17 protein-coding genes and 3 pseudogenes are annotated in these 22,716 nt (G+C 68.0%); 9 read left to right on the top strand and 11 right to left on the bottom strand.

The genetic code is table 11. From position 1 onward, the window contains the following. Positions 1 to 202: 202 nt before the first annotated feature. Complete coding sequence (locus tag FCI23_RS46905; protein ID WP_136730133.1) at positions 203 to 442, bottom strand: hypothetical protein; 240 nt, start codon at positions 440 to 442, stop codon at positions 203 to 205. Positions 443 to 519: 77 nt separating this feature from the next. Here FCI23_RS46905 and FCI23_RS46900 point away from each other — a divergent pair. After that, positions 520 to 906, top strand: a pseudogene (locus FCI23_RS46900) (DDE-type integrase/transposase/recombinase); the annotation flags it as partial. A 277-nt stretch (positions 907 to 1,183) separates the two neighbouring features. On the opposite strand, the gene FCI23_RS46895 reads toward FCI23_RS46900, so the two are convergent. The 5 genes from FCI23_RS46895 to FCI23_RS46875 all read right to left on the bottom strand — a co-directional run bounded on the left by FCI23_RS46895 (position 1,184) and on the right by FCI23_RS46875 (position 6,658). Continuing rightward, positions 1,184 to 2,305 carry an alanine racemase gene (locus tag FCI23_RS46895; RefSeq protein ID WP_136730132.1) on the bottom strand — a complete coding sequence of 374 codons (1,122 nt, stop codon included), beginning with the start codon at positions 2,303 to 2,305 and terminating at the stop codon, positions 1,184 to 1,186. A gap of 4 nt (positions 2,306 to 2,309) precedes the next feature. Beyond that, positions 2,310 to 3,704, bottom strand: coding sequence for a dihydroorotase (locus FCI23_RS46890; RefSeq protein ID WP_136730131.1), 1,395 nt, complete (start codon positions 3,702 to 3,704; stop codon positions 2,310 to 2,312). A gap of 66 nt (positions 3,705 to 3,770) precedes the next feature. Then, positions 3,771 to 5,297, bottom strand: coding sequence for an AbgT family transporter (locus FCI23_RS46885; RefSeq protein ID WP_136730130.1), 1,527 nt, complete (start codon positions 5,295 to 5,297; stop codon positions 3,771 to 3,773). Further along, positions 5,291 to 5,758: a RidA family protein gene (locus tag FCI23_RS46880; RefSeq protein WP_211265783.1), complete on the bottom strand. Its 468-nt coding sequence runs from the start codon at positions 5,756 to 5,758 to the stop codon at positions 5,291 to 5,293. Before FCI23_RS46880 ends, FCI23_RS46885 begins: the two co-directional genes overlap by 7 nt. Positions 5,759 to 5,965: 207 nt before the next feature. Beyond that, on the bottom strand, positions 5,966 to 6,658 hold the full coding sequence (locus FCI23_RS46875; protein WP_136730129.1) for a helix-turn-helix transcriptional regulator: 693 nt from the start codon (positions 6,656 to 6,658) through the stop codon (positions 5,966 to 5,968). 249 nt (positions 6,659 to 6,907) lie between these two features. On the opposite strand from FCI23_RS46875, the gene FCI23_RS46870 reads away from it, so the two are divergent. After that, entirely contained in the window at positions 6,908 to 8,572 is a 1,665-nt protein-coding gene (locus FCI23_RS46870; protein ID WP_136730128.1) for an IS1182 family transposase, read from the top strand. Positions 8,573 to 8,803: 231 nt separating this feature from the next. On the opposite strand, the gene FCI23_RS46865 is transcribed toward FCI23_RS46870, so the two are convergent. Continuing rightward, on the bottom strand, positions 8,804 to 9,712 hold the full coding sequence (locus FCI23_RS46865; RefSeq protein ID WP_211265782.1) for a transposase family protein: 909 nt from the start codon (positions 9,710 to 9,712) through the stop codon (positions 8,804 to 8,806). An 826-nt stretch (positions 9,713 to 10,538) separates the two neighbouring features. Between FCI23_RS46865 and FCI23_RS46860 the strand changes: the two genes are divergently transcribed. Together FCI23_RS46860 and FCI23_RS46855 are read left to right on the top strand one after the other, a co-directional pair. Next, on the top strand, positions 10,539 to 14,594 hold the full coding sequence (locus FCI23_RS46860) for an AAA domain-containing protein (RefSeq protein ID WP_136730127.1): 4,056 nt from the start codon (positions 10,539 to 10,541) through the stop codon (positions 14,592 to 14,594). Continuing rightward, on the top strand, positions 14,591 to 15,421 hold the full coding sequence (locus FCI23_RS46855) for a hypothetical protein (RefSeq protein WP_136730126.1): 831 nt from the start codon (positions 14,591 to 14,593) through the stop codon (positions 15,419 to 15,421). The genes FCI23_RS46860 and FCI23_RS46855 overlap by 4 nt, the downstream gene beginning before the upstream one ends. A 246-nt stretch (positions 15,422 to 15,667) precedes the next feature. Here FCI23_RS46855 and FCI23_RS46850 read toward each other — a convergent pair. Next, positions 15,668 to 16,401: pseudogene (locus FCI23_RS46850) on the bottom strand (IS6 family transposase); the annotation flags it as partial. Continuing rightward, entirely contained in the window at positions 16,401 to 16,595 is a 195-nt protein-coding gene (locus FCI23_RS46845) for a hypothetical protein (protein WP_136730125.1), read from the bottom strand. The pseudogene FCI23_RS46850 and the gene FCI23_RS46845, both read right to left, overlap by 1 nt. A gap of 400 nt (positions 16,596 to 16,995) precedes the next feature. Here FCI23_RS46845 and FCI23_RS46835 point away from each other — a divergent pair, with 400 nt between their 5' ends. The 3 genes and pseudogenes from FCI23_RS46835 to FCI23_RS46825 form a co-directional block, all read left to right on the top strand. Then, positions 16,996 to 17,664: a cysteine hydrolase family protein gene (locus tag FCI23_RS46835; protein WP_136730124.1), complete on the top strand. Its 669-nt coding sequence runs from the start codon at positions 16,996 to 16,998 to the stop codon at positions 17,662 to 17,664. 163 nt (positions 17,665 to 17,827) lie between these two features. Then, positions 17,828 to 19,249, top strand: a complete 1,422-nt coding sequence (locus tag FCI23_RS46830) for a purine-cytosine permease family protein (protein WP_169317295.1) — start codon at positions 17,828 to 17,830, stop codon at positions 19,247 to 19,249. Between the two features lie 215 nt (positions 19,250 to 19,464). Further along, positions 19,465 to 19,725: pseudogene (locus FCI23_RS46825) on the top strand (integrase); the annotation flags it as partial. A gap of 93 nt (positions 19,726 to 19,818) precedes the next feature. Here the strand turns inward: FCI23_RS46825 and FCI23_RS46820 are convergent. Further along, positions 19,819 to 20,307 carry a MarR family winged helix-turn-helix transcriptional regulator gene (locus FCI23_RS46820; protein ID WP_136730122.1) on the bottom strand — a complete coding sequence of 163 codons (489 nt, stop codon included), beginning with the start codon at positions 20,305 to 20,307 and terminating at the stop codon, positions 19,819 to 19,821. Between the two features lie 78 nt (positions 20,308 to 20,385). On the opposite strand from FCI23_RS46820, the gene FCI23_RS46815 reads away from it, so the two are divergent. Next, positions 20,386 to 21,225 (top strand): alpha/beta fold hydrolase, encoded by an 840-nt coding sequence (locus tag FCI23_RS46815; RefSeq protein WP_136730121.1) that lies wholly within the window; start codon positions 20,386 to 20,388, stop codon positions 21,223 to 21,225. 272 nt (positions 21,226 to 21,497) lie between these two features. On the opposite strand, the gene FCI23_RS46810 is transcribed toward FCI23_RS46815, so the two are convergent. After that, complete coding sequence (locus tag FCI23_RS46810; protein ID WP_265737829.1) at positions 21,498 to 21,719, bottom strand: DUF4277 domain-containing protein; 222 nt, start codon at positions 21,717 to 21,719, stop codon at positions 21,498 to 21,500. A gap of 83 nt (positions 21,720 to 21,802) precedes the next feature. Between FCI23_RS46810 and FCI23_RS46805 the strand changes: the two genes are divergently transcribed. After that, a partial coding sequence (locus FCI23_RS46805; RefSeq protein ID WP_169317294.1) for an IS3 family transposase occupies positions 21,803 to 22,716 on the top strand: 914 nt, incomplete at its 3' end.

Raw genomic sequence — 22,716 nt, 5'->3', positions numbered from 1 at the left:
CACCGTCACGACATCCTCAGCGGACTCATCCACGAGTACCACAACGCCGCCTGACGAAGATCACGACGGCTGAAGAAGCTGCAGGTCGGCGCTGTACGGGACTTTTGGAACCCCACAGGGGCCCGCCGTACGCGGCCGGATCACCCACATGCACCTGGTCCCAGGTCGGCGCCGAAGACGACCGGCCGGGAGGCCTCGGGGATCAGCTCGACATCACGGGCCAGCAGTTTCGCCAGGACCACGCGGACCGCCGCGACGTTCGAGTGCGCAGGCCCGCGGCGGCTGGCCGGGTAGGCGGTGGTACGCCGAGCTGCCGGCGCAGCACCGCGTTCTCGTGACGCAGCGCGAGCAGCTCCACGTCCTTGGCCTCCTGCGAGCGGGAGAGCAGCAGGAGCAGTCCGAGGAGCCTCAGGAAGATCAGGTAGAGCATGCGCAACGCCATGCAGTCCGAGACTGCCATGATCGCCCGGAACTGCAAAGTGCCTGATCAGAAGCTACGCGTGAGTTCTGGCACCCTACAGGGACGCGAAGGCCGCGAAGCGGTTCATGGCCAAGCTCATGAAGAAGCAGCGCCGGGTACCCCGGGTGCTGGTCACCGACAAGTGCCGCTCCCACGGGCCGGCTCACCGGGAACTGATGGGCTCGGTGGAACACCGGTCACACAAGGGGCTGAACAACCGGGCGGAGAACTCGCATCAGCCCACCCGCCAGCGCGAACGCGCGATGAAGTACTTCCGCTCACCCCGGTCAGCCCAGAAGTTCCTCGGCGCATTTAGTCAGATCTCGCCCCATTTCCGGCCCCGACGTCATCTGATGGCCGCATCCGAGTACAGGGCCGAGATGACCGTCCGCTTCGCCATCTGGGACCGCATCACCGGCGTCACCACCCTGCCCACCACGGCCTGAACCAGGGCCGGTCACCCGGCCCCACCACGACTCACACACCTCAACCAACCCGCCAGCCCGACAAGTTGACAATGCCCCCGCAAATGCTCCAGCTCAGCAGCTTGAACCCGAGTTTTCACGCGGGACAGGCGTCCAGACGAGGAAGCATGCGAGCAGAACAGGACTGTGACCAGTCGGTAGTCGGCGCCAGGAATATCGGATGGCAGCGGTACACGACCGTGCGGGGAAGCCCGGTCGCGGGCAACCGGGCTTCCCCGGTGTTCACTTTTACCTCAGATCAGAAGGGCCGCGTGACCGTTGTGGTCGCCCGGACCGGGCCGTCACCAATGAGGTAGACACGGTCGAACTGGGCTAGCGTGGTGTCGACATGGCGCGGCACGAGTAGGACAGGGTCACCCCGCGCGGGGACCGGCCCGGACTCGACGGTCACCTTGAGGTGCTCCTGGGAGGGAGCCCCGACCTGAGCCGGAATGCCGATCACCCGGGCGTGCGGCCGGCCGCCGTCGACCTGGATGGTCGTGAGCCCGGCGTCGAGGGTCACCCCGTTCGGCTCCTGCCTGCTGACCACGCGGGACAGTACGAAGGCGGCGCACCGGAAGCCCTTGTCGCCGAACCGGTCCAGGCTGCGCAGGTCGTTGTAGACCACCGTGCCGGGACCGAAGGTGACCCGCTCGTCCCAGGGCGCGGGCAGGGGCGTGGCCGCGGCGGGTATGAAGGTGTGGCTGCCGCCGGCTACGATCTCGCCCACTGTATGGCCAGCAGTTTCGAGCTGTTCGGCGAGCTGTACGAGGTCGTGCAGATCTCCGGCGACTACATCACGTTGTTCGGGCTCCGGGAGGTCGGCCAGGTGACCGTCATAGGAGTGAAGTCCGAGGAACGCAAAGCCGGCCCCGAGCAGCTCCTCGGCGACGGCCTGGGCCCTCTCGACGTCCTTCACCGGGAATCCGGTGCGGCCGCCGCCGTTGTCCACGTCCAGGAATGCCGCCACCGGCCCGGGCCGCCAGCCGCGTACGGCCTCGACGTGGTCGGCCAGCGTGGACACCTGTGCCTCGGGGTGGGCGGCGGCGAGTTCGGCCAGCCGCCACTGCGTTGGCCCGATCGCGGGGTAGGCCAGCAGCACGTCCCGCGCGCCGGCCTCCAGCAGCAGTTCCACTTCCGCCAGTGTGGACGCCTTGAAGCGTGCGACGCCCACGTCCAGCAGGACTTCGACGGTCCAGCGCAGTCGCGCGGTCTTCACATGCGCCCGCCAGGCGCGTGGCGAGCCCAGATACCGCAGCGTGGTGGCGATGTTCTCACGCACCCGACCGGTGTCGATCAGCACGGCGGGGGTAAGAGCCGAGTCGAACGGCTCGCCCCGGACGAGCTCGCGCAGTTCGGATTCCTCCATCGGACGGTTCATCTCCTTACCTTCCCGCGCCGGTGTACAGGCCACTGGCGGCAGGGTTGATCCTCATGGCGTCCGCGAGCGGTCCCGCTGTGGCACGCGCGGTGGTGAGCAGCCGCGGCCTGCGCGGGATCACCGTGCCGCGGTGGAAGACCACCTCCCCGGCGGCCACGGTGGAGACCACGGACTTCGAGGCGCGGTCGACGACCGCGACATCGGCGTCCGCGCCCACCGCGATCGTCCCCTTGGTCTGCAGTCCGAGGGCGCGCGCCGGAGTCCAGGACGACTTCTGGACGAACTCCTTGAGGCTCAACGCTCCCAGTTCCACCAGGGACAGGCCGGACTGCACGGTGACGTTGCGCGGGATGCCCCCGCCGTCGGTGGCGATGGCCGCGACGTCGAAGGCTCCCTTGTCGTTCTTCGAGCCGACCAGCGGAACCCTGGATGCGGCCGGGTTGAGCGGCAGGCACAGGCCGATGTGCGTTCCGGCCTCCTCCCATGCCCGAACGCCCGCCGGGCCTGACAACGGGACGGTGTGGTCACCGTCGCGAAACGGGATCGACGCCCAGCCGTCCAAGATCGCGGCCCGCAACCCGTCCTGCGTGCCCGGGTAGCCGCCCTGCGCCAGCCACTCGGCCACCCTGGGCACCTTGGGCAGCCCGTCCTCGCAGCCCGCGAAGTTGCCGTTGATCTCGGCGAGGTAGGACTCCGCGAACACTTGCGGTGAGCCGCGCAGGATCTCGATCGCCTCCCGCGCCTCGTCCTCGGGCGCGCCGAGGTCGCCTCGGCAGTAGCTGTTCACATGCGCGATCTGCGCCGGCCGCCCGTCGAGGTACTCGATGGTCTGGCGTAGCCCCTCGATGTTGCTGCCGGCGCTGCTGGTGCCGCAGTGCACCGCCAGCCACACCCCCAGCTCGTGCGCTGTCTCAGCGATGGCCGCGGCGCTCTCCACCGCCCAGCCGGAGTCCACATGGATCTTCACCCCGAGCGCCCCGTCCGCCAGGACCTTCTCGAACGCGGCCCTGATCTCGCCGCGGCTGGGCGAGGCGGACAGCTGAAGCCCCGGGACGAGGCGCACCACGCACGCGATCGTCAGTCCGGTGCCGTACTGGTCGGCCAGCTCGAACACGTCGGCGGCGGACGGGGTCCCGAGGTCCAGCGCGGTGGTCACCCCGGCTCGCGCGAGCATGGCGTGCCCGGCGTCGCCGCCGAAGCCGGTGTCGAGGTGGACGTGGAGATCGACGAGGCCGGGGAGTACGTAGCAGCCGTCCGCATCGATCACCGATCTTGTCGACCCGGTGATGGAATCCTCGATCGCCGTGATCTGGCCGCCCTCCACCGCGACATCGGCGAACCGGTCAGTATCGCCGGCGTAGTCGATGAGACGACCGTTCTTGATCACCAGGTCATGCATGCTGGACTTTCCCTTTCTCAAAATGGACCGGCCGGACTGGCCGTGGTCCCCGAGCTGTCAGACGGCTCAGCCGAGCTTCAGCCCGACGCCCGGGCCGACCGGTATCCCCGCGAAGTAGAAGACCGCCAGCACCGCGAACCAGGTCAGCATGGCTGCGGGGACGAAGAAGCTGGTGCGCCGGATCAGCCAGCCGATGGTGATCCCGGAATCGACCTTGCGTGCCTCGTTGTAGGTGAAGTAGATGAACACGTTGGCCGGCGATATGACGGACCCCCACATCACCGCCATCCGGAAGGCGACCTGCAGCCCGGCGGGAGCCAGGCCGGTCATCATCAGGGCGGGCACCATCACCGGAGCCTCCAGACCCCACAGCGCGGTGCCGCTGATGAACACGCTCATCACCGCGGTGAGTATCGCCACCGCGAGCAGTGCCAGGTAGCCGGTGATCCCGATGCGGTCGAGGCCCGAGGCGATTCCCACGGCGAAGAAGGAGGACAGGTTGGACCAGGTGAGGACCGAGATCACCTGCGCCAGCACGAAGACGATGACGATGAAGCCGGACATCTCCCTGATGGAGTTCGTCAGCAGCGGCAGGAGCTTGCGCTGCTCCTGGGGGATGCCGGCGACGCGCCCGTAGACCATGCCGAAGATGACGAAGGCCAGTGCCAGGATCGGTACGAGGTTCTTGAGGAACGGGGACTGCACCAGCGCCCCGCCGACGCCGCGCAGCACGCTGCCCGGCCACAGCCACCAGACAAGGACGACCGCGATGTAGGCGGCAACCGCGGTCAGGCCGACCGCCACCGCCCGGTGCTGCGCACGCGTGATGACGACTTCCTGGTCCAGGGTGTCGGAGTCGGTGGCGGTGATCGGCGCGATGCGGGGTTCCAGAATGTGGACAGTCACCCAGCCGAGCACGAGCGGCAGCACGATCCCGATCGTGGAGGTGATGAACCAGTTCATGGTGACGCCGGTGTTGGAGACGTAGCCGGGCACATGACCGGCGAGCTTCGCCGCGCTCTCGGTCACCGCGGTGTAGCCCACGTCGGACGTACCGAAGATCAGACCGCCGCCGTAGCCGACGCTGACGCAAGCCAGCCCGGCCACCAGCCCGGCCAGCGGGTTGCGTCCCTTGGCCTTGAATATCTGCATCGCCAGCGGCGGCAGCAACACGAAGGAGCCGTCGGAGAGCACATGTCCCTGACAGCAGAGAAAGGCCACGCCGTACGGCACGATCCGCGCCGGGACCCGGGAGAAAGCGATCCGCACCGCTGTTTCCAGTGCGCCGGTTCCCTGGGCGACACCGAGGCCGAGGACCATGGTGAGCGTCACTCCGAGGGCGGGGAAGTCCACGAAGTTGGTGATGGCGCCGGTCAGCAGGTTCAGGAGGCCCGCGCCGGAGAAAAAGCCGAGGATCGGCGTGTTCTTTCCTCCGGAAGCGGTGAAGGATACGCCGCATACCGAAAGGATCGACGACGTGACCGCTATCGCGAGAAACAGTGCACCGAGAATTACCAGGGGGCCCGGGACTCTCCGGGTCGGCTTCTGACCGGTCTTTCCGGGCGAGCCGGTAGGCGTGGCGACGGTTACCATGTCACTCTTTCGTTAGAATCATGGGGAACGCTGGCCGAGGCGATGGCCTCCACCTCTACTCGGGCGCCGTAGGGGAGTGCGCCCGCCGCGTAGCAGGTCCGGGCGGGCCGGGGCTCGGTGAAGAAATCCGCGTAGATCGTGTCGAATTCATTGCGCTCAGCGAGGTCCGCCAGCAGTACCGTCGTCTTCACGACGTCGGCCGGACCGCAGCCGTGTTCGGCCAGGCATGCCTTGAGGTTCGCCAGTGCCTGCCGGGCCTCGGCGCCGATTCCACCGGGCACAATTTCGTTGTCGAGTACGCCGAGTTGTCCGGACACGAAAATCAAGCCTGCTGTAGTACGGCTCGCCGAATAGGGGTGGTCTGCGTCGGAGAACCGCTTGGGTGCGACCGGCCGGGTATTCATGAGTAGCCCTAAAAATCCTTTTTTGGCAGCAAAAAATGAGCGCAACAGGTCGCGCACGTCGGCAACGCCTGTAATGCGCTTGTACTGGTGCCGTTCGTTATCGGTCGTTGCGCAACGGGTGCGCCGTGCGACCGCCGACGAACGCCCTGGGGGTTAACGGCGACGCCCGGGATTTCCGCGCGACTCTCCGCCAGCCCAGGACCGGATAGACATACTGTCCAAGTGCTCAGACTATATGTCAAGAAGGAGTCTGGGTCGATCCTGTTACGCGCCGGTTTCGGTTCCGCGAGCCGCGTTGAGATCGGCGTAGACGGTCGCTCGGGAGACGTTGAGATACGCGGCAACCTGCTGGGCCGCCCTCGGCAGGTTGAAGACGCCCTTGGAGTCCAGCGCGCCGATGATGGCGAGCCGGCCCTTACGGGTGTCTCTGGGCAGCACCCGGCCGAGCAACGACTCCTCCTGTGCGATCACGGTCTCGATGACGTCGCCGATGTCGTCGGAGAAGACCGTCATCGCGGTGGCCTCCGGCTCGGGGGTGCTGCCGACCAGCGCGGCGAGGGATGTGGCGGCCACCCGCAGCTCGGTGATGTCGAGGTTGACGCACAGGGCCCCGACTACCTGTCCCGAGCCGGTGCGCAGCACGATGGTCGAGGACTTCACCGTGCGGCCGTCAGCGATGCGCGTGGTGTAGTTGAGCTGGTCCTGAGCCTGGTCACCCTGCGCCAGCAGTCCGAGGCCGATCTCGCTCATCGCGCCGCCGACATGCCGGGAGGTCACCGACCCGGACAGTGCGCGGATGCTGTTCTCGGGGTGGCGGAAGTCGTGCAGTACCACCTCGCAGTATGGGCCGAACGTCGCCGCCAGCCCGCCCACCAGTGGTTCGACAGCTCGCATCAGGGCTTCCGCCTCATCGGACCCGCGCTGCTCGGTCCGGTCGACGTGCCCCGCTGCAGCCATTCTGACGCCTTCTTCCACGTATGACACCGGACGCACGACGCCAGCTCCGGGCGGCTTCGGGCCGGCCCCGTTCCGTTCGGCCGACCCCCAAATGCAGTCTCTCACGGTGACATACTCCGCGGGCGCGGGCGCGATTGGGACCAATGAGAGACTCTGTCGGGGATCTTGAGGTTCCTGGGCGGAAGCGCATGGTCGTCGGGCAGGCTCGGCTTGGTTCCGAAGGTCGACTGCCGAACATGAGGTGAGCCGGTGTCTCTCCGTCCCCGTACTGGTGAGCAAGTTCCGTCCTCGACAGCGCGGGTGGCGCGGGCGAGCAATCCCCGGGGCACGACCGCGATGTGGGTACGGGACCGGCTGGACGGCCTGTGGCACGACGAGGACTTCGATGCCTGGTATCCACGGGACGGGCGGCCCGGGCTGTCGCCGGCCCAGCTCGCCATGGTGAGCGTGCTGCAGTTCCTGCTGAACCTCTCCGACCGGCAGGCGGCCGAGGCGGTGCGGTGCCGGATCGACTTCAAGTACGCCCTCGCGCTCGAGCTGGACGATCCCGGCTTCCATCGCAGCGTGCTGTCCGACTTCCGCGACCGGCTGGCCCAGGACGACCGCGCCGATGCCCTCCTGGACCTTGCGCTGGCCCGGCTGAGGGAAGCGGGGCTGGTCAAGGCGCGGGGGCGGCAGCGTACCGACTCCACCTACCTGCGGGCCGCCGTGCGCGAACTGACCCGGCTGGAGCTGGTGTTGGAGACGGTCCGCGCCGCCCTGGAGGAGTGCGCCCGCACCACCCCGGAGCTCCTCGACGGCCTGGTGGACGAGGACTGGGCACAGCGCTATGGGCGGCAGGTCCGCCTGGTCAGCCAGCCCAGTCATCCGGCCGCCCGGCTCAACCAGGCCGGCAACGATGCCGCCGACCTCCTCGAGCGCGTCCGCGGCCACCGCCCGGGCGCGGCGCCGGGGCCCGCGGCGGAGGCGTTGCGTCAGATCATGGTGCAGCACTTCCTCATCGATGCCCGGGGCCGACTGCGTCCGCGGGCCGAGAAGGACGGTCTGCCGCCCACCGGCCGGCGCATCGAGTCGCCCTACGACCTCGAGGCCCGCTACACGCGCCGCGGGCACCGGACCTGGGTCGGCTATCTCGCGCATGCCACCGAGACCTGCGACGAAGACAGCATCAACGTCATCACGGACGTGGCCACCACCGTCCCCACCGGCGACAGCGTGGCCCTGCCCGGCATCCACACCCGGCTGGGGCGCCGCCGCCTGCTGCCCGCCGAGCACCTCGTGGACACCGGCTACACCTCCGTCGTACTCCATGACGCCGCCGCCCGCACCCACCGCGTCACCATGGTCGGCCCGCTCAGGACCAACAACTCCCGGCAGCGCAAGACCGGCGACGGGTTCGCCCGGGAGAATTTCGTCATCGACTTCGAGCGCCGCGAGGTCACCTGCCCCAACGGCCAGGTCAGCGGCAACTGGAACGAGCTTCCGGCGATGGCCCCTTTCACGGTGGTCCGGTTCGACAAGCGGCAGTGCGGGCCGTGCCCCGAAAAGTCCTCGTGCACCTCCGGGGCGGCACGGACCGTGAACTTCCTCCCCCAACACCTCCACGAACTCCAGGCCCGGAACCGCTGCGACCAGCAGGACCCGCAGTGGCAGCGGCTCTACGCCTCACGCTCCGGCATCGAGGGCACCATGAACGAGCTGGTCAACGGCCACCGGATGCGCCGCTGCCGCTACCACGGCGTGTCCAAGGCCCACGTCCAGCACGTCCTGACCGCGATCGCCGTCAACGTCGAACGCCTCAGCACCCAGGAACCGGCAGACTCCACCTACCGCCCCCGCTCACCGACGGCGTTCCAGCAGTACCTCGACGAGAACGACTTACCCCGCCCCCGCTGGTGGCGCCAAGGACAGTGATCAAGAAATCTCAAGATCCCCGACAGAGTCCCTCAATGAGGTCGCGAGGAACGCCACCCGGCCGCGCGCCGCAAGCGCTGTCACTGGCCACTGCTGGCAGCCGACCACCTCGCCGAGCAGATTCCGCGCGTGCCCGGCAGCATGCGTGCTGCCGCCACCGTTTCCCCGCTTACGACCTCGGGGGAAATTGAGGTCTGGGCGTGCTGGCCTGGCGGTTCGGCTGGTGGGTGATCAGCAGGCGGTGTCGCGGACGAGGACGAGCTCGGTGCTCGTGGGTTGGCGGGTGGTCCGCTGGGCGGACCGGTCGGAGATGAGACCGGCGATCGCGAGGTGGGTCTCGGCGTAGGTGTCGCGCCGTCCGGTGAACCTGCGCAGAGGCGCCCGCTGGCGGAGCTCGGCGTTGGTGTGCTCGACGCAGATGCGGGCCGAGGACTGGCGGCGCCTGGCCTCTTGCCAGGCGTACTTGTCGCCGTCGCATGCCTCGTCCGCGGGCTTCTTCGGCGGTGCGCTGACCTGGTCGGGGAATTCCTTGGCCAGCCCCTGGTACCCGGAGTCGACCCGGGCCCTGACCGTGGGACGGGTCCGGAACTGCTCGGCGATGCCCTCGGTGCGTAGGGCGGTCTGATCGTGCATGCGGCCGGGCCGGACCATGCCGGACAGCAGGATGCGGCCCTGGCCGTCGCTGAACGTGGTCTTGATGGTGTTCTGCCTGCGCTTGCCGGAGACGAACGCCCGGCGGCCCGGGCGCCCCGCCCGAGGGCGGCGGACCTGGGTCTCGGCCCCGTCCATCCGCAGCTCGACGCTCTCGGCCTCGGCATAGGCGAAGACGTCCTCGATGGTCTTCAGCCGCAGTCCTGCCCGGTCGGGTACGGCGAACCCGCGGGCCGCGAGGAGCGGGCGGACCTGACGGATGGCCTCGGAGACGGTGGAGCGGTCCACGGCGAAGAGTTCGGCGAGGACCGTGTGCGGCAACTGGTGGCGCAGATGGACCAGGGTGACCAGCAGCCGGTCGAAAAAGACCAGCTTCGGCTTGCGCCCGGCCGGACCGGTACCGGTAGCCGACCACCGGGGCGAGAGCGGCCAGCAGCACGGAGATCTCCTGTGCGCGCCAGCCGATGCAGGCCAGCACGACCACCACAATGATCACCGAGCCGCTGAGCAGCACCGGTTCCTCGTGCAGCGGGTGGCGGACACCAGGGCCGTGCGTGGTTGACCGCAGAGCGGAAGACGGCCCGGGGACCGGGTCATGGGCATGCGAGATCAAGGACATGGCGCCTCCAGGGCAGGTGTGTGAAGGGGGATCGCCGTCCGCGCGCATGAATCGGCCAGGAGACATCGGTGGCGGCAGCGGGCCCCGGGGAGGGTGGATCAGCCTCAATTCTGCCTCCACAGACGGGATTTGGAGACGCCGATATTGCAGGGGCGGGTGTGGCTCTTTGCACAGAGAATGCCGTTGAGCGCCATGACGCGAAAAAGGGGCCCAATGGCATCCACAGGGCGAAGGCGAACCTCTGCCCGCAGAGGAACGCCGGGTGTGTGAAGGGGACCCGCCGCAGCGCTTCAGGCCAGGAGACAGCGGCGGGCCCCGGCCCCATCTTCAGTCGATCACGCGGTGGCGCGTGCTTCCCCGACCGGATCACGCCAGAGCGACGGCAGGCGTCGACGAACGCGCGGGAGGTGTGGGGAGGCCGCCTCAGCAAGTTCGCTGAGCCGTGGCTTTCTCAGGGGCTACGGGCTCGTGCCGTCGCAGGGCCTGCCGCCTGTTGCCGTCGGCGGCAGGGGCCTGCCTTCGAGCGCCCCCGGTGCGCCCGAAGTGCTTCATGCACGCCCCACGTGCGCCCCAACTCCGCCTGTTCCAGAAGGCCGTGGCCTTCTACGTTGGTCTGTTCGCCCGGAGTAGGGGGTGGGCCCCGGTGCTCGGCGGGCCGGGTTCCGGCGGCAGACGAACCCGTAGACGGAGTGACATGTGGATGCCATAGCGCGGCACGCTCGCAGGGAGAAAGTGGCCGCCCGGGTACAACAGTGGGCTGACGCCCTCATCGATTTCGGGCCCTACAACACGCTGTTGCACTTCAAGGACACCAAAACCGCGTCACTCGACGTGACCGACGCTGCTCCGCAAGCCCTGACCTCGCTCCTGGCCGGCCGCAAGACTCGCCTGGGCAGCCTGTTTCCTGATCCCGCCGACCATGGACCCGCTTGCACCCGGGCGAGGAGTCTGCGTCGCAAGACCGTCGAACTCGATGAGGAACAGGGCATCGAGGCCGGACGCCTGGCCCTCGGTCTGCTGCACGTCAAGGCTCCGCCCACCCGCGGGATCACGCCCGTGCCGGCGCTGCGCGCCCCGCTGCTGCTCCAGCCTCTGGTCATCCAGCCGCGTACCTCTTCCGAGAACGACTTCGTCCTCGAGGCGGCGGGCGAGGCGGAGATCAACCCGGTGCTGCTGTACGCGCTCAGCCGCCAGTACGGCATGGATGGCGACACCGAGGCTCTCGCCGACAAAGTGGCGACCGCCCTTGAGGAATGCGCGGATCCGGCCGACCGTATCCGCGTCGCGTACGGGATCCTCGACGCCGGCCTGGCGCGCGGCAATCTGACGGTGGAACTGGAAGACCGCATTGTGGCGGGTGTCTTCAGCTTCGACCGGCTGCCCATGGTCAAGGACCTGCGCAACGCCACCGACCTGCTGGCCAGCCACCCGGTCATCGCCGCCCTGGCAGGCGATCAGGAAGCGGACCGCGCCCTGGCCGAGGACACCGGCCGTCGCGAGCCGGACGGCGCCGACGATATTGCGCCCCGGTCGGAGTACCTGGTCCACGACGCGGACGCCTCCCAGCAGAGGGCCATCAGCACCGCCCTCGCCGGCTCGCACCTGGTGATCGAAGGGCCGCCCGGAACGGGCAAGAGCCAGACCATCGCCAACCTGATCGCCATCTTGTCGGCCCAGGGCAAACGGGTCCTGTTCGTCGCCGAGAAACGCGCCGCGATCGAAGCCGTCACCGACAGCCTCGCCCTCGTGGATCTCGACAGCCTCGTCTTCGACCTCCACGGCAACAAGCTCAGCCGCCGGCAGATCGCCCAGCAACTGGAGCACGCCCTGGAGCGGGCGGGCCAAGAAGCCCCGCCCCGCCCGGCCGACCTCCACGCCGGCCTGGCCCACTACCGTGAACAGACCATCCGGCACATACAGGAGTTCCACCAGCCCCTCCCGCCCTGGCAGGTGAGCCCATACCAGGCGATCACCTACCTGATGGGCTGCCCACCGGCTCACCACACCCGCCTGCGGCTGCGCGGATCCGCACTGCGCCGGATGCACGGCGAGCGCTACCGCCAGACCGAGCACGACCTACGGACATTCGTCGCCAAAAAAGGCCTGACGATCCGCCGGGGCGAGTCACCCTGGTCCCACACCCAGGCCCGCACCGACGACGAACTGCGTGCTGTCGTCGAGGGCCTGGACCAGCTCACCGGCACGACACTGACCGACACCCGCCGCACCTTCGAGAACCTGGTGGACGCCGCAGGCCTGCGCCGGGCCGATGACTTGAGCGGCTGGCAGACCCTGCTCACCCTCCTGCACGACGTCACCGGCACGCTGGCCCGCTTCGAGGCGGCCGTCTTCGCCCCTGGCCTGGACGATCTGATCGCCGCGACAGCCGACCGGGCCTGGCGCAGGCAGCACGACCGGCACATCGGCTGGTGGCGCCGCCGCACACTCCTCACCAGGGCTCGCGGCCTGTCCAAGGACGGCCTGCGCGAACGCCGCGCGCTGCATGCAGCACTCCTGCAGGCAGCCGACCAGCACACACGGTGGCAGTCACTGTCGGCCACCACGACCACTCCGTGGACCGTTCCCGGACTCTCCCGGGCCCTGACCACCTTGAACGTCTTGCGAGACCGGCTGGCCGCAGTGGCCCTGTGTGTCCGGTGGGAAGGCTGGGACGCCGAACCCACCGACACAGTGGAAGAAACCATTCAGCGCCTCGACGGCGACCGCGACACCCTGCTGCGCATGCCCGAGCTCAACCAGCTCGCCGACCGGCTCGAAGCCGCCGGCCTCGCGGGTCTGCTCGACGAGCTGGCACAGCAGCACGCTGATCCCGACACTGCGGTCGAGACCTTCCGCTACCTGTGGCGGTCCTCCGTCCTCGACGAGGCAAAAATGCACTCCGCCCACCTGCGGTCCTTCACTCGACTCGAACACGACCACATCATCGAGCAGTTCCGCCACCACGACGCCATCCACCTGGCCGGCAACCCTGCGCGCGTCCGCTACGAGGTCGCCACCCGGCTGCGACAAGTCCGCGACGCCCACCCCGGGCAAAGCACCCTGGTACGCGCCCAGGCCCACCGCAAGTCCCGGCACCTGCCACTGCGCAGGCTCGTGGACAAGGCTCCCGACGTGCTGCTGGCCGCCAAGCCGTGCTGGGCCATGTCCCCGCTCGTCGTCAGCCGGGTCCTGCCGGCCACCCGCCTGTTCGACGTCGTCATCTTCGACGAGGCCAGCCAGGTCATGCCGCACGACGCGATCACCTCCATCATGCGAGCCCGGCAGGTCATCGTCGCCGGAGACCCCCACCAGCTGCCGCCCACCGACTTCTTCCAGCGCGTCCTGAGCGGAGCAGACCACAGGGACGACGACCCCGAGGACGACTCGGCACCCGCGGTCTTCGAGTCGCTGCTGGACATGCTCTGCAGCCGGCTGCCGCACGTCCACACCCTCAAATGGCACTACCGCAGCCGTGACGAACGCCTGATCGCCTTCTCCAACCACGCCATCTACAACGACCGGCTCGTCACCTTCCCCGGCACCACGCTCGACAGCCCCATCCGTCTGGAGACCGTCGACGCGCACGCCCGCCTCGGCCAAAGCGGTTCTGTCCCCGAGGAAGTCCAACGTGTCGTCGAACTGGCCCTCGACCACGCCACCCACCAGCCTCGTCTCAGCCTCGGCGTCATCACCATGGGCCAGCGCCACGCCGACCGCATCAACCTCGCCCTGCGCCAGGCCCTCGAAGACCGCCCCGAACTCCAGGAGTTCTTCAGCCCCGACGCCGGCCCCCGCAAACGCTTCTTCACCAAGAACCTCGAACAGGTGCAAGGCGACGAACGCGACGCCATCATCCTCAGCATCGGATACGGCAAAGCCGCCAACGGCCGACTGTCTATGACCTTCGGCCCGCTCAACAACGACGGGGGCGAGCGCCGCCTGAACGTTGCCATCACCCGCGCCCGCCAGTCGATGACCGTCGTCAGCTCCTTCACCCACCACGACTTCGACCCCGGAAAACTCAAAAACACCCGCAACCGCGGCCCCGAACTGCTGCGTGCCTTCCTCGAGTACTGCTCCCACGGAGGAGACCTCCAGCGCACCGGCACCGCACACACCGACTGGAATCTCAACCCGTTCGAACAGCAGGTCCTGGCCACCCTCGAAGCGGCCGACGTCCCCGTCACACCGCAGTGGGGCGTATCGGGCTACCGCATCGACTTCGCCCTCGGCCACCCCGAACGCCCCGGCCAGATGATCCTCGCCGTCGAAACCGACGGCGACCGCTACCACCGCGCCCCCAGCGCCCGCGACCGCGACCGCCTGCGCCAGGCGCACCTGGAACGCCTCGGATGGCGTTTCCACCGCATCTGGGCCTCCGACTGGTTCACCAACCCGCACACCGAACTCGACCGGCTCCTGACCACCTGGCGCGATGCCGTACGGAACGCCGACGAAGCCCCCGCCGACCCCACCCCCCGTCCTGCGGCGACGCCGCCCCGACACGCGGCCGAACGCGGCCCTCACCCCGTCCTGCCCCAGGCAGAACGCATCGGTGACTACTCCGACGCCGACCTGCTGGCCCTGGCGCGCTGGCTGCTGAGCGACGGATTCCAACTCGACCGCGACACCCGCATGACCCAGGCCATCACCGAACTCGGCTTCAAAAAACGCGGCCGCGTCATCGTCGAACGCCTCACCGGTGCCTTCGACCAGGCCCAACACGCGGCAGACAAGGAGACCCAGCGATGAAACCTCTCGACCCCCTCACAATCGAACGCGTCGCCCGTCTCATCGTCGACATCGACGGCCCCTTCGAACGCCGCGGCTACCAACTCACCCAACTCCTGCAACGCGCCGCCTGGCCCAAACCCGAGGAGTACGACGGCTCCCCCCGCATCCCCTGGCTCACCGACGTTCTGACCAGCTCCGACGATCCGACCGCCGTCGCCCGGCTCCTGTGCCGCATCTGCGACCCACTCGAATACGACGACGGTCTCGCCTCCGCCGACCTCATCCGCCAGGAACTCAACACCCAGCTCGCCGCAGAGCACCTCGCCGTCACCTACGTCTCCGGTCGCCCCGTCCTGGGCGAACTCGGCGCGGACGGCCACACCGCCGTCTTCACCGTCCCCGACGACCTCGAAGCCCGCATACGCCCGCTCGTCAGCAGCGAAGACTTCCTCCAGCAACTCATGGAACGCGTAACCGAGAGCCAGATCTGCGAACACCACGGCGCCTACGGCCTGGCCATCATCGGCATCGGCAGCTTCACCGAAGCACTTCTCCTGGACATCCTCACCTACCGTGACCCCACCCTGCAGCAGGGCATTGCACCGGCAGGCGGCAAGCCGGTGGCCCCCGAGCGGGCCAGCTTTGCCCTGCTGCTGGACACGGCCCGTGCCCGCGGCTGGATCCAGATGGACGCCCACGACTTCATGGCGATCGTCCGCGAGTACCGAAACTTCGTTCACCTGCGCAAACAGCGAGAACGCGGCGTCGTACCCGACCGCGACACCGTCGGTATGTGTTGGGGCCCCGTCCTCGCCGTCCTCAACGACCTCGAGACCAGCCGCTAGCACGCCCTGCGGCGGCCTCGATGATCCGAGGGAACGTGGCGCCGGTCGAAGACCGCGCGGTCGGGCCGGTAACTCGTCACGAACCCGCTCAGCAGACGGTAGATGTCATCGGCATCTGAGCGGGTGGCGTCGCGAAGGCGTTGTCACGTTGTTGGGTGTGTGGGTGTCTGGCGGTGTGTCGGGGCGTGGTGGGGCCCGGTTCCGGGCCTGTGCTCCGGGCGCGACGGGCTGGCCGGTGACGCCGGTGATCTGCTCCCAGATGGCGAAGCGGACGGTCATTTCGGCTCGGTAGTGGGGGGCTGTCATCAGATGGCGGCGGGGGCGGAAGTGGGGTGAGATGCCGCTGAACGCGGACAGGAACCGCTGGGCTCCACCCACGCTGCGGAAACCCTTCATCGCGTGCTCACGCTGCCTCGTTGGTTGGTGGCTGTTTTCGGCCCGGTTGTTGAGGCCCTTGTGGGAGCGGTGCTCGACGGAGGGCATGACCTCGCGGTGGGCGGCGCCGTAGGAGCGGAGCTTGTCCGTGACGATCACCCGCGGCATGCCGCCCGTGTTCTTCAGCAGGCGGCGGAAGAAACGCCTGGCCGCGGCGGTGTCCCGACGGTTGTGCACGAGGATGTCGAGGACTTTGCCGTGCTGGTCGACGGCCGCCACAGGTACGTCAGCTCGCCGTTGATCTTGATGAAGACCTCGTCCAGGTGTCATTTGTCCCCGGGCCGGGGCTGCCGGCGGCGCAGTGCGTTGGCGTAGGTCTGCCCGAACTTCCGACACCAGCGGCGGACCGTCTCGTGGGAGACGGTCACGCCGCGCTCGAGCATGAGTTCTTCGACTTCGCGGAACGACAGCGGGAAGCGGAAGTACAGCCACACGCAGTGGGAGATCACCTCGACCGGGTACCGGTGCCCCTTGTACGACGGCGACGTACTCTCCACGGACGACTCCCCTCCACCACGATCAACCCGAAGATCATCCCACCCCATCAGCCAACGTGACAGCGCCAGGCCCGGTCCTCGGCGGCGAACTGCACTTTTCCGTGGCCGATCTGCCGTTGCAGGACGGTGATCTGGTGGCGCAGGGCCATGATCTCCACGTCCTTGTCCCGGTCGCTCACCGGCAGCAGGCGCAGCGCGGCGAAGGCGTTGGTGACCGTGAGATAGGCAAGTCGAAGCAGCACGAGTGATCATCATGCCGTGCTTCGGGCTGGATGCCGCAACCGGGTTGGGGAGGGCCCTCCGCAGGCGGGTGCAGAGCTGCAACCAGCATGGATGAGGTTTCCGGCACGCACACCGTCCCGGGCGCTCCTCGGAGATCACCGTCGCCCGGCACGACAGGCTGTGCGCCAAGCTGCGCGAGGCCGGACTCGGCGCCCTGGCCGACCTGGGCTTCGTCGGGCCGGACGACGACCCTGACGCTGCGCTGTGATGTAGATCATGGCGCATGCCGGTCGGCGGTTGACAACCTGATTGCGTTGGCCACTGGGGGCACGCCCCGGGACCGCGCCCGCGCAACCACGACCCACTGGTTGCGGTCGTCAGCCGATGTCGGCAGTAACAGCGAGCCAGACAAGGAGAACCATGGAACTCTCGCAGACCGCCCTCGTGCTCATCGACATGCAGAAGGAGAGCCAGTACGGAATCGAGAACGTGGACGGAGCCGTTGCCGCGACGGTTCCGCTGATCGCGGCCTGCCGCGAACGGGGAATCCCGATTCTGTATACCCGGCACATCAGCCGGGCAGACGCGGTCGGCCTGCCGAACAAGGAGGTACTCGACGAGAGAGGTAAACCCGTCTACTACCGGTCGGACTCCGACGCCATGGACATCATCGATGCCATCGCACCCCGGCCGGAGGATATCGTCATCGACAAGCACCGCTGGAGTGGTTTCTACGAGACACCACTCGACCTGATGTTGCGCAGCCTGGGAATCAAGCACCTCATCATCGGTGGTTTCGTGACCGACGGCTGCCTGATGACGACTGTCTTCGACGCCTACGCGCGCGATTACCAGGTCAACCTCGTCAAGGACATCAGCGCAGCGACCAACAGCGGCTCGCACAAGGCGGCGATCCTGATGATGGCGAACTGGGTGTACGACATCGAGATCTTCAACGCCGCGGAGATCGTCAAGAAACTCCGCGGCCAGTCCTGCAGGTCATGGCGTTCGGCCGCTCCGGATCAGATGCAATTCACGCCCGACACTCTCAACCAGGTATTCGCCTTGCTCGACCCCAAAGAAGGGTGACCCATGAATCGAAATCGACTCGGTCAACTCGATCAGGCTGGGAGCGTGGAATCGCACGACGTCACCGTGCGAGACCAGATCCTGCTCATCCTCGTCGCCGTCCTCCCTTTCACAGCAGCCACCGTGTGGTACGTGCTGTCTTGAGCGCACCGCGGAGGTACCCGTGGCAACCAGCGAAACCATCGCTCCCATCGCCCCCAGGAACCGGTATGCGGGCTTCTCTTCCATCTTCTGGCTCTGGGCCGGCGGCAATGTCCTCCTGACCAACTTCGTCTCCGGATCCTCCTACGCGCTCGGCCTGCGATTCTGGCCGATGCTGGTCATCACCGTCACCGGTTCTACGCTGGGTCTCGCCTTCTGCGCCTGGGACTCGCAGCGTGGCGCTCGGTACGGTCTCGACGAGATGGTGTCGCTCCGCCCGACGTTCGGGGCGCGTGGCTCCGCGTACGGCGTGGTCGTTCTCGTCGGTGTGAACTTCGGGTGGGTCGGTATCCTCGCCTCGATGGCCGGTTCCGCGATGAGTCTCGTGGCCAAGGGCATCGGGAGCGGATCCACCATTCCTGGCAATTACACCGTCTACGCCCTGAGCGTGGGCATAGCGCTTCCCCTGGCCATCGTCATGTTCAGCCAGAAGGCCGCCTTCCGCCTCTCGAAGATCACCGTACCGATCCTGTTCGTCTTCGTGGCGTATATCCTGATTCGCCTCGCCTTCGGCGGGTACTTCGCCCGGATCGTGGCCAAACCCGGGGACGGCTCGACCAACTGGACCGCAGCGTTCGAGATCATCGTCGCATTCTCGATCTCCTGGTTCCCCTATCTCGGTTCCTGGAACCGGTTCGCCAACAGGGAGCGGACAGGTTTCTGGGGCACCTATCTCGGCCTCGCGTCCACCGGGATCCTCTTCGCCGCCGTCGGCGGCATGGCCACTCTCGCGACAGGCCAGATGGATCCCGCCCAGTGGTCCAGCCAACTCGGTCTCGGCCCGATCGCTCTCGCCGTCATCGTGCTCGGTACCGTCACCTCCGTCACACACCTGCTCGGCTCCGGCTCCATGGGCATACTCAGCGCGTTCCCGAGCCTCAACTACCGCTGGATCTGCCTGGCCGTGACGATCCCCTCCGTCATCTTCGTCTACGCCGACTCACTCCAGAAGGTCTTCAACCTGCTCCTCGTCTTCGTGGGCCTGCTCGTCGGACCCTATTGGGCCGTCGCACTCGTCGATTACTTCTTCCTGCGCGGCCAGAGAATCGACGTACGCGCCTGTTACGACCCGCAGGGCGTGTACCGGTTCACCGGTGGGTTCAACCTCGTCGCAATGGGCTGCACCTTGGTGGGAATGATCGTCTGGCTCTTCCTCGGCGGTTGGCTCAGCGGATCGAGTGCGCTCACCTTCACAGCCGGGAAGGCCCTCTTCCGATACACCTCCGCAACCCTGCCGTCGATGGTCGTCGCCGGCGCCCTCTACTTCGCCGCCGCGAGAGTCCTCTTCGCCAAACGCGCGATGGGCGGCTATCCGTTCAGCCGAACGGCGACGCCGCCGCAGCCGGCTCACGAGACCGGGCTGGACTCCTCAGCCACACCGTAGGCAGCAGGCTGCCGCGCCGAGGAGTGGACAGCAGCACCGGCGGCGCCGAGTTCGCGGTAGGGGCGTGATCCTTCATGACGTGCCAGCAGCACGACAGATCATGATGCCGCCGGAGCCCTGCGCAGTGGAAGACAACAGTGTGAGGCGGGAAACGCGGCCGAAGGTCGGCGATCAAGCGCTTCACCTGGGCGGATGATTAACCAGCACCCGCAGGACTCGCGGCCCTCGGCGTCAAGGTTGCCGCCTCCACCGTGTGGAACATCTTCAAGGAACACGGCATCGACCCCGCACCCGAGCGCGACCACACCACCTGGGCGAGCTTCCTGCGCTCCCCAGCACACGCCATCCTCGCCGCTGGCTTCTTCGAGACGAAGACACTGACCGGGGCGACCTTGACCGTCCTGGCGGTGATCGAGCACGCCACCCGTCGCGTGCGGATCCTCGGGACGACCACGCACCCGACCGCAGCCTGGATGACTTAGCTTGAGATTAAACCCCGGCAAGATCATTTCTTGTCGGGGTTCGCTGTTTGTCTGACAACGGGTACGGCCGCCCGTGATCCTTCGGAGTCATCTGCTCCCGCTGCTCTGGCGTCCATGTCCGCCCGAGGGTCTCGCTGTCGTCAGTACGGATTCCACCGTTTGGAGGAAGCGGCGCACCGTGGCCAGTTCCCCCTCGTCGAACCCCTCGGCCGCGGTGACCATGTCGCCGATCCACCGGCCGAAGAACGACCAGCCGAGGTCGGTGGCCCGCTCGGTGACGACGAGCAGCACCCGGCGCCGGTCACGCTCGTCGCGCTCGCGGCGGACCAGGCCGAGCCGCTGCAGCCGGTCGACGACGGCGGTGACGGCCGGGGAGTTGAGGCCGAGCTCGTCGCCCAGCCGGCCCGGGGTCGCCTCGATGCCGGCCCGGTCGAAGTCCAGCAGGTGGATCAGCGCCCGCAGATCGGTGGGATGGAGGCCGTTGCGCGCGGCGAACTCGGCGCCCAAGAAGTCGAGTTCCACGGTGATGCCGCGCAGCAGGTGCACCAGTTCCAGTCGCGGGTCGCGGTGATCCACAGGGCCGGGCTCCTATCCAAATTATCTCAGCGAGTGAGATTATCATTCAATGAGCTTTCATCCTCCGAGGGAGTACCGATGCTCGATCCCGCTCGTTTCCCTGCCGCGTATGACGCCCTGCTGGCCCGCTGGCCAGTACCCGTCGAGTCGGCGGACGTGCCGACGGCCTATGGCACGACCCGTGTGAACTCCTGCGGTCCGGCGGACGCGCCACCGCTGATGCTGCTGCCCGGCGGCGGGGCGACCTCCACGGTCTGGCTCGCCGACGTGGAGCGGCTCAGCGCGCGGCACCGGGTCCACGCAGTCGACACTATCGGCCAGGCGGGCCGGAGCGCGGCGGACGGCCGTCCGGCGCGCAGCGAGGCCGACCTGATGGTGTGGCTGGACGAGGTGCTGGCCGGTCTCGACGTGGGCCGGACCGGGCTGTGCGGACACTCCTACGGCGCCTGGCTCTCCCTCTGCTATGCGCTGCACGCGCCAGAACGGGTGAGCGGAGCGGTGCTGCTGGACCCTACGCGGTGCTTCGCCGGGTACCGCGCGGGCTACCTGCTGAAGGCCGCGCCGCTCTTCCTGCGGCCGAGCCGGCAGGCGTGGCACAGGTTCCTGGGGTGGGAGACGGGGGGCGCCACGGTGGACGAGGGCTGGGCGGAACTGGCTGCCCTGGGGGCCGAGCAGCGCTGGGGGAAGATCGTCGATCCGCGACCACCCGCCGCCGAGCGGTTGCGCGGGTGCGAGGTGCCGATGCTCGTCGTGCTGGCCGCGCGCAGCCGGGCGCACGACGCCGCGGCCGTCGGCGAGCGCGCGAAGGCCCTGCTCCCGCGGGTGCGGACGCACGTCCTCCCGACGGCCACCCACCACACCCTCCCTCTCGCCCACGCGGACGAGTTGGACTCTCTGATCCTCGACTTCCTGGCCTGACGGCCGACGGCGCCTGACGGTGTGCCACTCGAGGAGGTGGCACTGTGCCGTCCCACCTGGCCTCCGCCCAGCCGCAAGCGGCCGTCAAGCGCGGCTCCGCTTGGTCGGTACCAGTGACAGATATCGCCGACGTGCACGCGCTGAGTGAGTCTCTTCCAACCTCGTCGGCTAGCCGGTGACTTCGCACATGGGGTTTTAGGTCTCCAGCCAGCGGGGGCGGGTTTCGTCGATTCCGAGGAGTTCGAGTAAGTGTGCTTGGATTCCTCGGTTGATCAGGATGGCCGGGGGGCTGGTGCTGGTGCCGGGGCGCCGACCGAGCCGGTGATCTCCTCCAGATGCGGTGCGATGGCATCGAGAGCCCGGGCGAGCCGGTCGTCGTTCAGCAACTCGGGCTGGACTCCGAACATCTCCTCCACCGCCCAGGTCCGTGCCCAGTTCTCCACGCGCACCATCGACGTGGGCGAGGAGAGCCGGTTGGCGACCAGTACCTCTATGACCTTGTAGGGTGCCAGAACTCGCGCGTAGCCTCTGATCAGGCACTTTGCAGTTCCGGACGATCATGGCAGTCTCGGATTGCATGGCGTTGCGCATGCTCTACCTGATCTTCCTGAGGCTTCTCGGACTGCTCCTGCTGCTCTCCCGCTCGCAGGACGCCAAGGACGTCGAGCTGCTCGCGCTGCGTCACGAGAACGCGGTGCTGTGCCGCCAGCTCGGCGCACGGCCGCGTCTCGCCTGGCCAGACCGCGCCGTGCTCGCAGCCCTCGCCCGGTACTTGCCATCCCACCTGCGTCGGCACCGCCTGGTCACCCCCGCTACCCTGCTCACCTGGCATCGCCGCCTGCTTCACTGGAAGTGGAAGCAGAAACCGCCGCGCATCGGACGGCCGCCGATCTCCGAAGAGCTCACCGCCCTGATCCTGCGCCTCGCCCACGAAAACCCGACATGGGGCCATACCCGCATCCAGGGCGAGCTGCGGCGCCTCGGACACCGGGTCGGTGCCTCGACCATCCGCCGCATCCTGCGCAGCGCCGGCCTCGGCCCAGCACCCCGACGAAGCCCCCATGGAGGTCCCACCTGGCGCGAATTCCTGCGCGTCCAGGCCTCCGGCCTGCTGGCAGCGGACTTCTTCCACGTCGACACCGTGATCTTGAAGCGGCTGTACGTGTTCGCGGTCATGGAGGTCGGCACCCGAACCGTGCACATCCTCGGCGTCACCGCCCACCCGACCGCGGCCTGGGCCACCCAGCTCGCCCGAAACCTCCTGTCCGACCTCGGCGACTCCGGCTTCCGCTACCTGCTGCGCGACCGCGACAGCCGCTACACCCAAGCATTCGACGCCGTCTTCACCACCCACGGCATCAAGATTCTCAAGAGCGCGCCGCAGGCCCCAAGGATGAACGCCCACATCGAAAGGTTCATACGCACCGCCCGAGCCGAATGCACCGACCGGCTGCTCATCTACAACGAACAGCACCTACGGCACGTCCTCGC

The sequence above is a fragment of the Actinacidiphila oryziradicis genome, from assembly GCF_005047355.1.
Lineage (GTDB): Bacteria > Actinomycetota > Actinomycetes > Streptomycetales > Streptomycetaceae > Actinacidiphila > Actinacidiphila oryziradicis.
Note: the sequence above shows the minus strand (reverse complement) of the source record. Positions and strands in the feature narration are given on the sequence as shown.

Bases quoted from the DNA above. Each gene is read 5' to 3' on its own strand.
- FCI23_RS46905 (WP_136730133.1), bottom strand. From the start codon at position 442: ATGGCGTTGCGCATGCTCTACCTGATCTTCCTGAGGCTCCTCGGACTG.
- FCI23_RS46895 (WP_136730132.1), bottom strand. From the start codon at position 2,305: ATGAACCGTCCGATGGAGGAATCCGAACTGCGCGAGCTCGTCCGGGGC.
- FCI23_RS46890 (WP_136730131.1), bottom strand. From the start codon at position 3,704: ATGCATGACCTGGTGATCAAGAACGGTCGTCTCATCGACTACGCCGGC.
- FCI23_RS46885 (WP_136730130.1), bottom strand. From the start codon at position 5,297: ATGGTAACCGTCGCCACGCCTACCGGCTCGCCCGGAAAGACCGGTCAG.
- FCI23_RS46875 (WP_136730129.1), bottom strand. From the start codon at position 6,658: ATGGCTGCAGCGGGGCACGTCGACCGGACCGAGCAGCGCGGGTCCGAT.
- FCI23_RS46855 (WP_136730126.1), top strand. From the start codon at position 14,591: ATGAAACCTCTCGACCCCCTCACAATCGAACGCGTCGCCCGTCTCATC.
- FCI23_RS46835 (WP_136730124.1), top strand. From the start codon at position 16,996: ATGGAACTCTCGCAGACCGCCCTCGTGCTCATCGACATGCAGAAGGAG.
- FCI23_RS46815 (WP_136730121.1), top strand. From the start codon at position 20,386: ATGCTCGATCCCGCTCGTTTCCCTGCCGCGTATGACGCCCTGCTGGCC.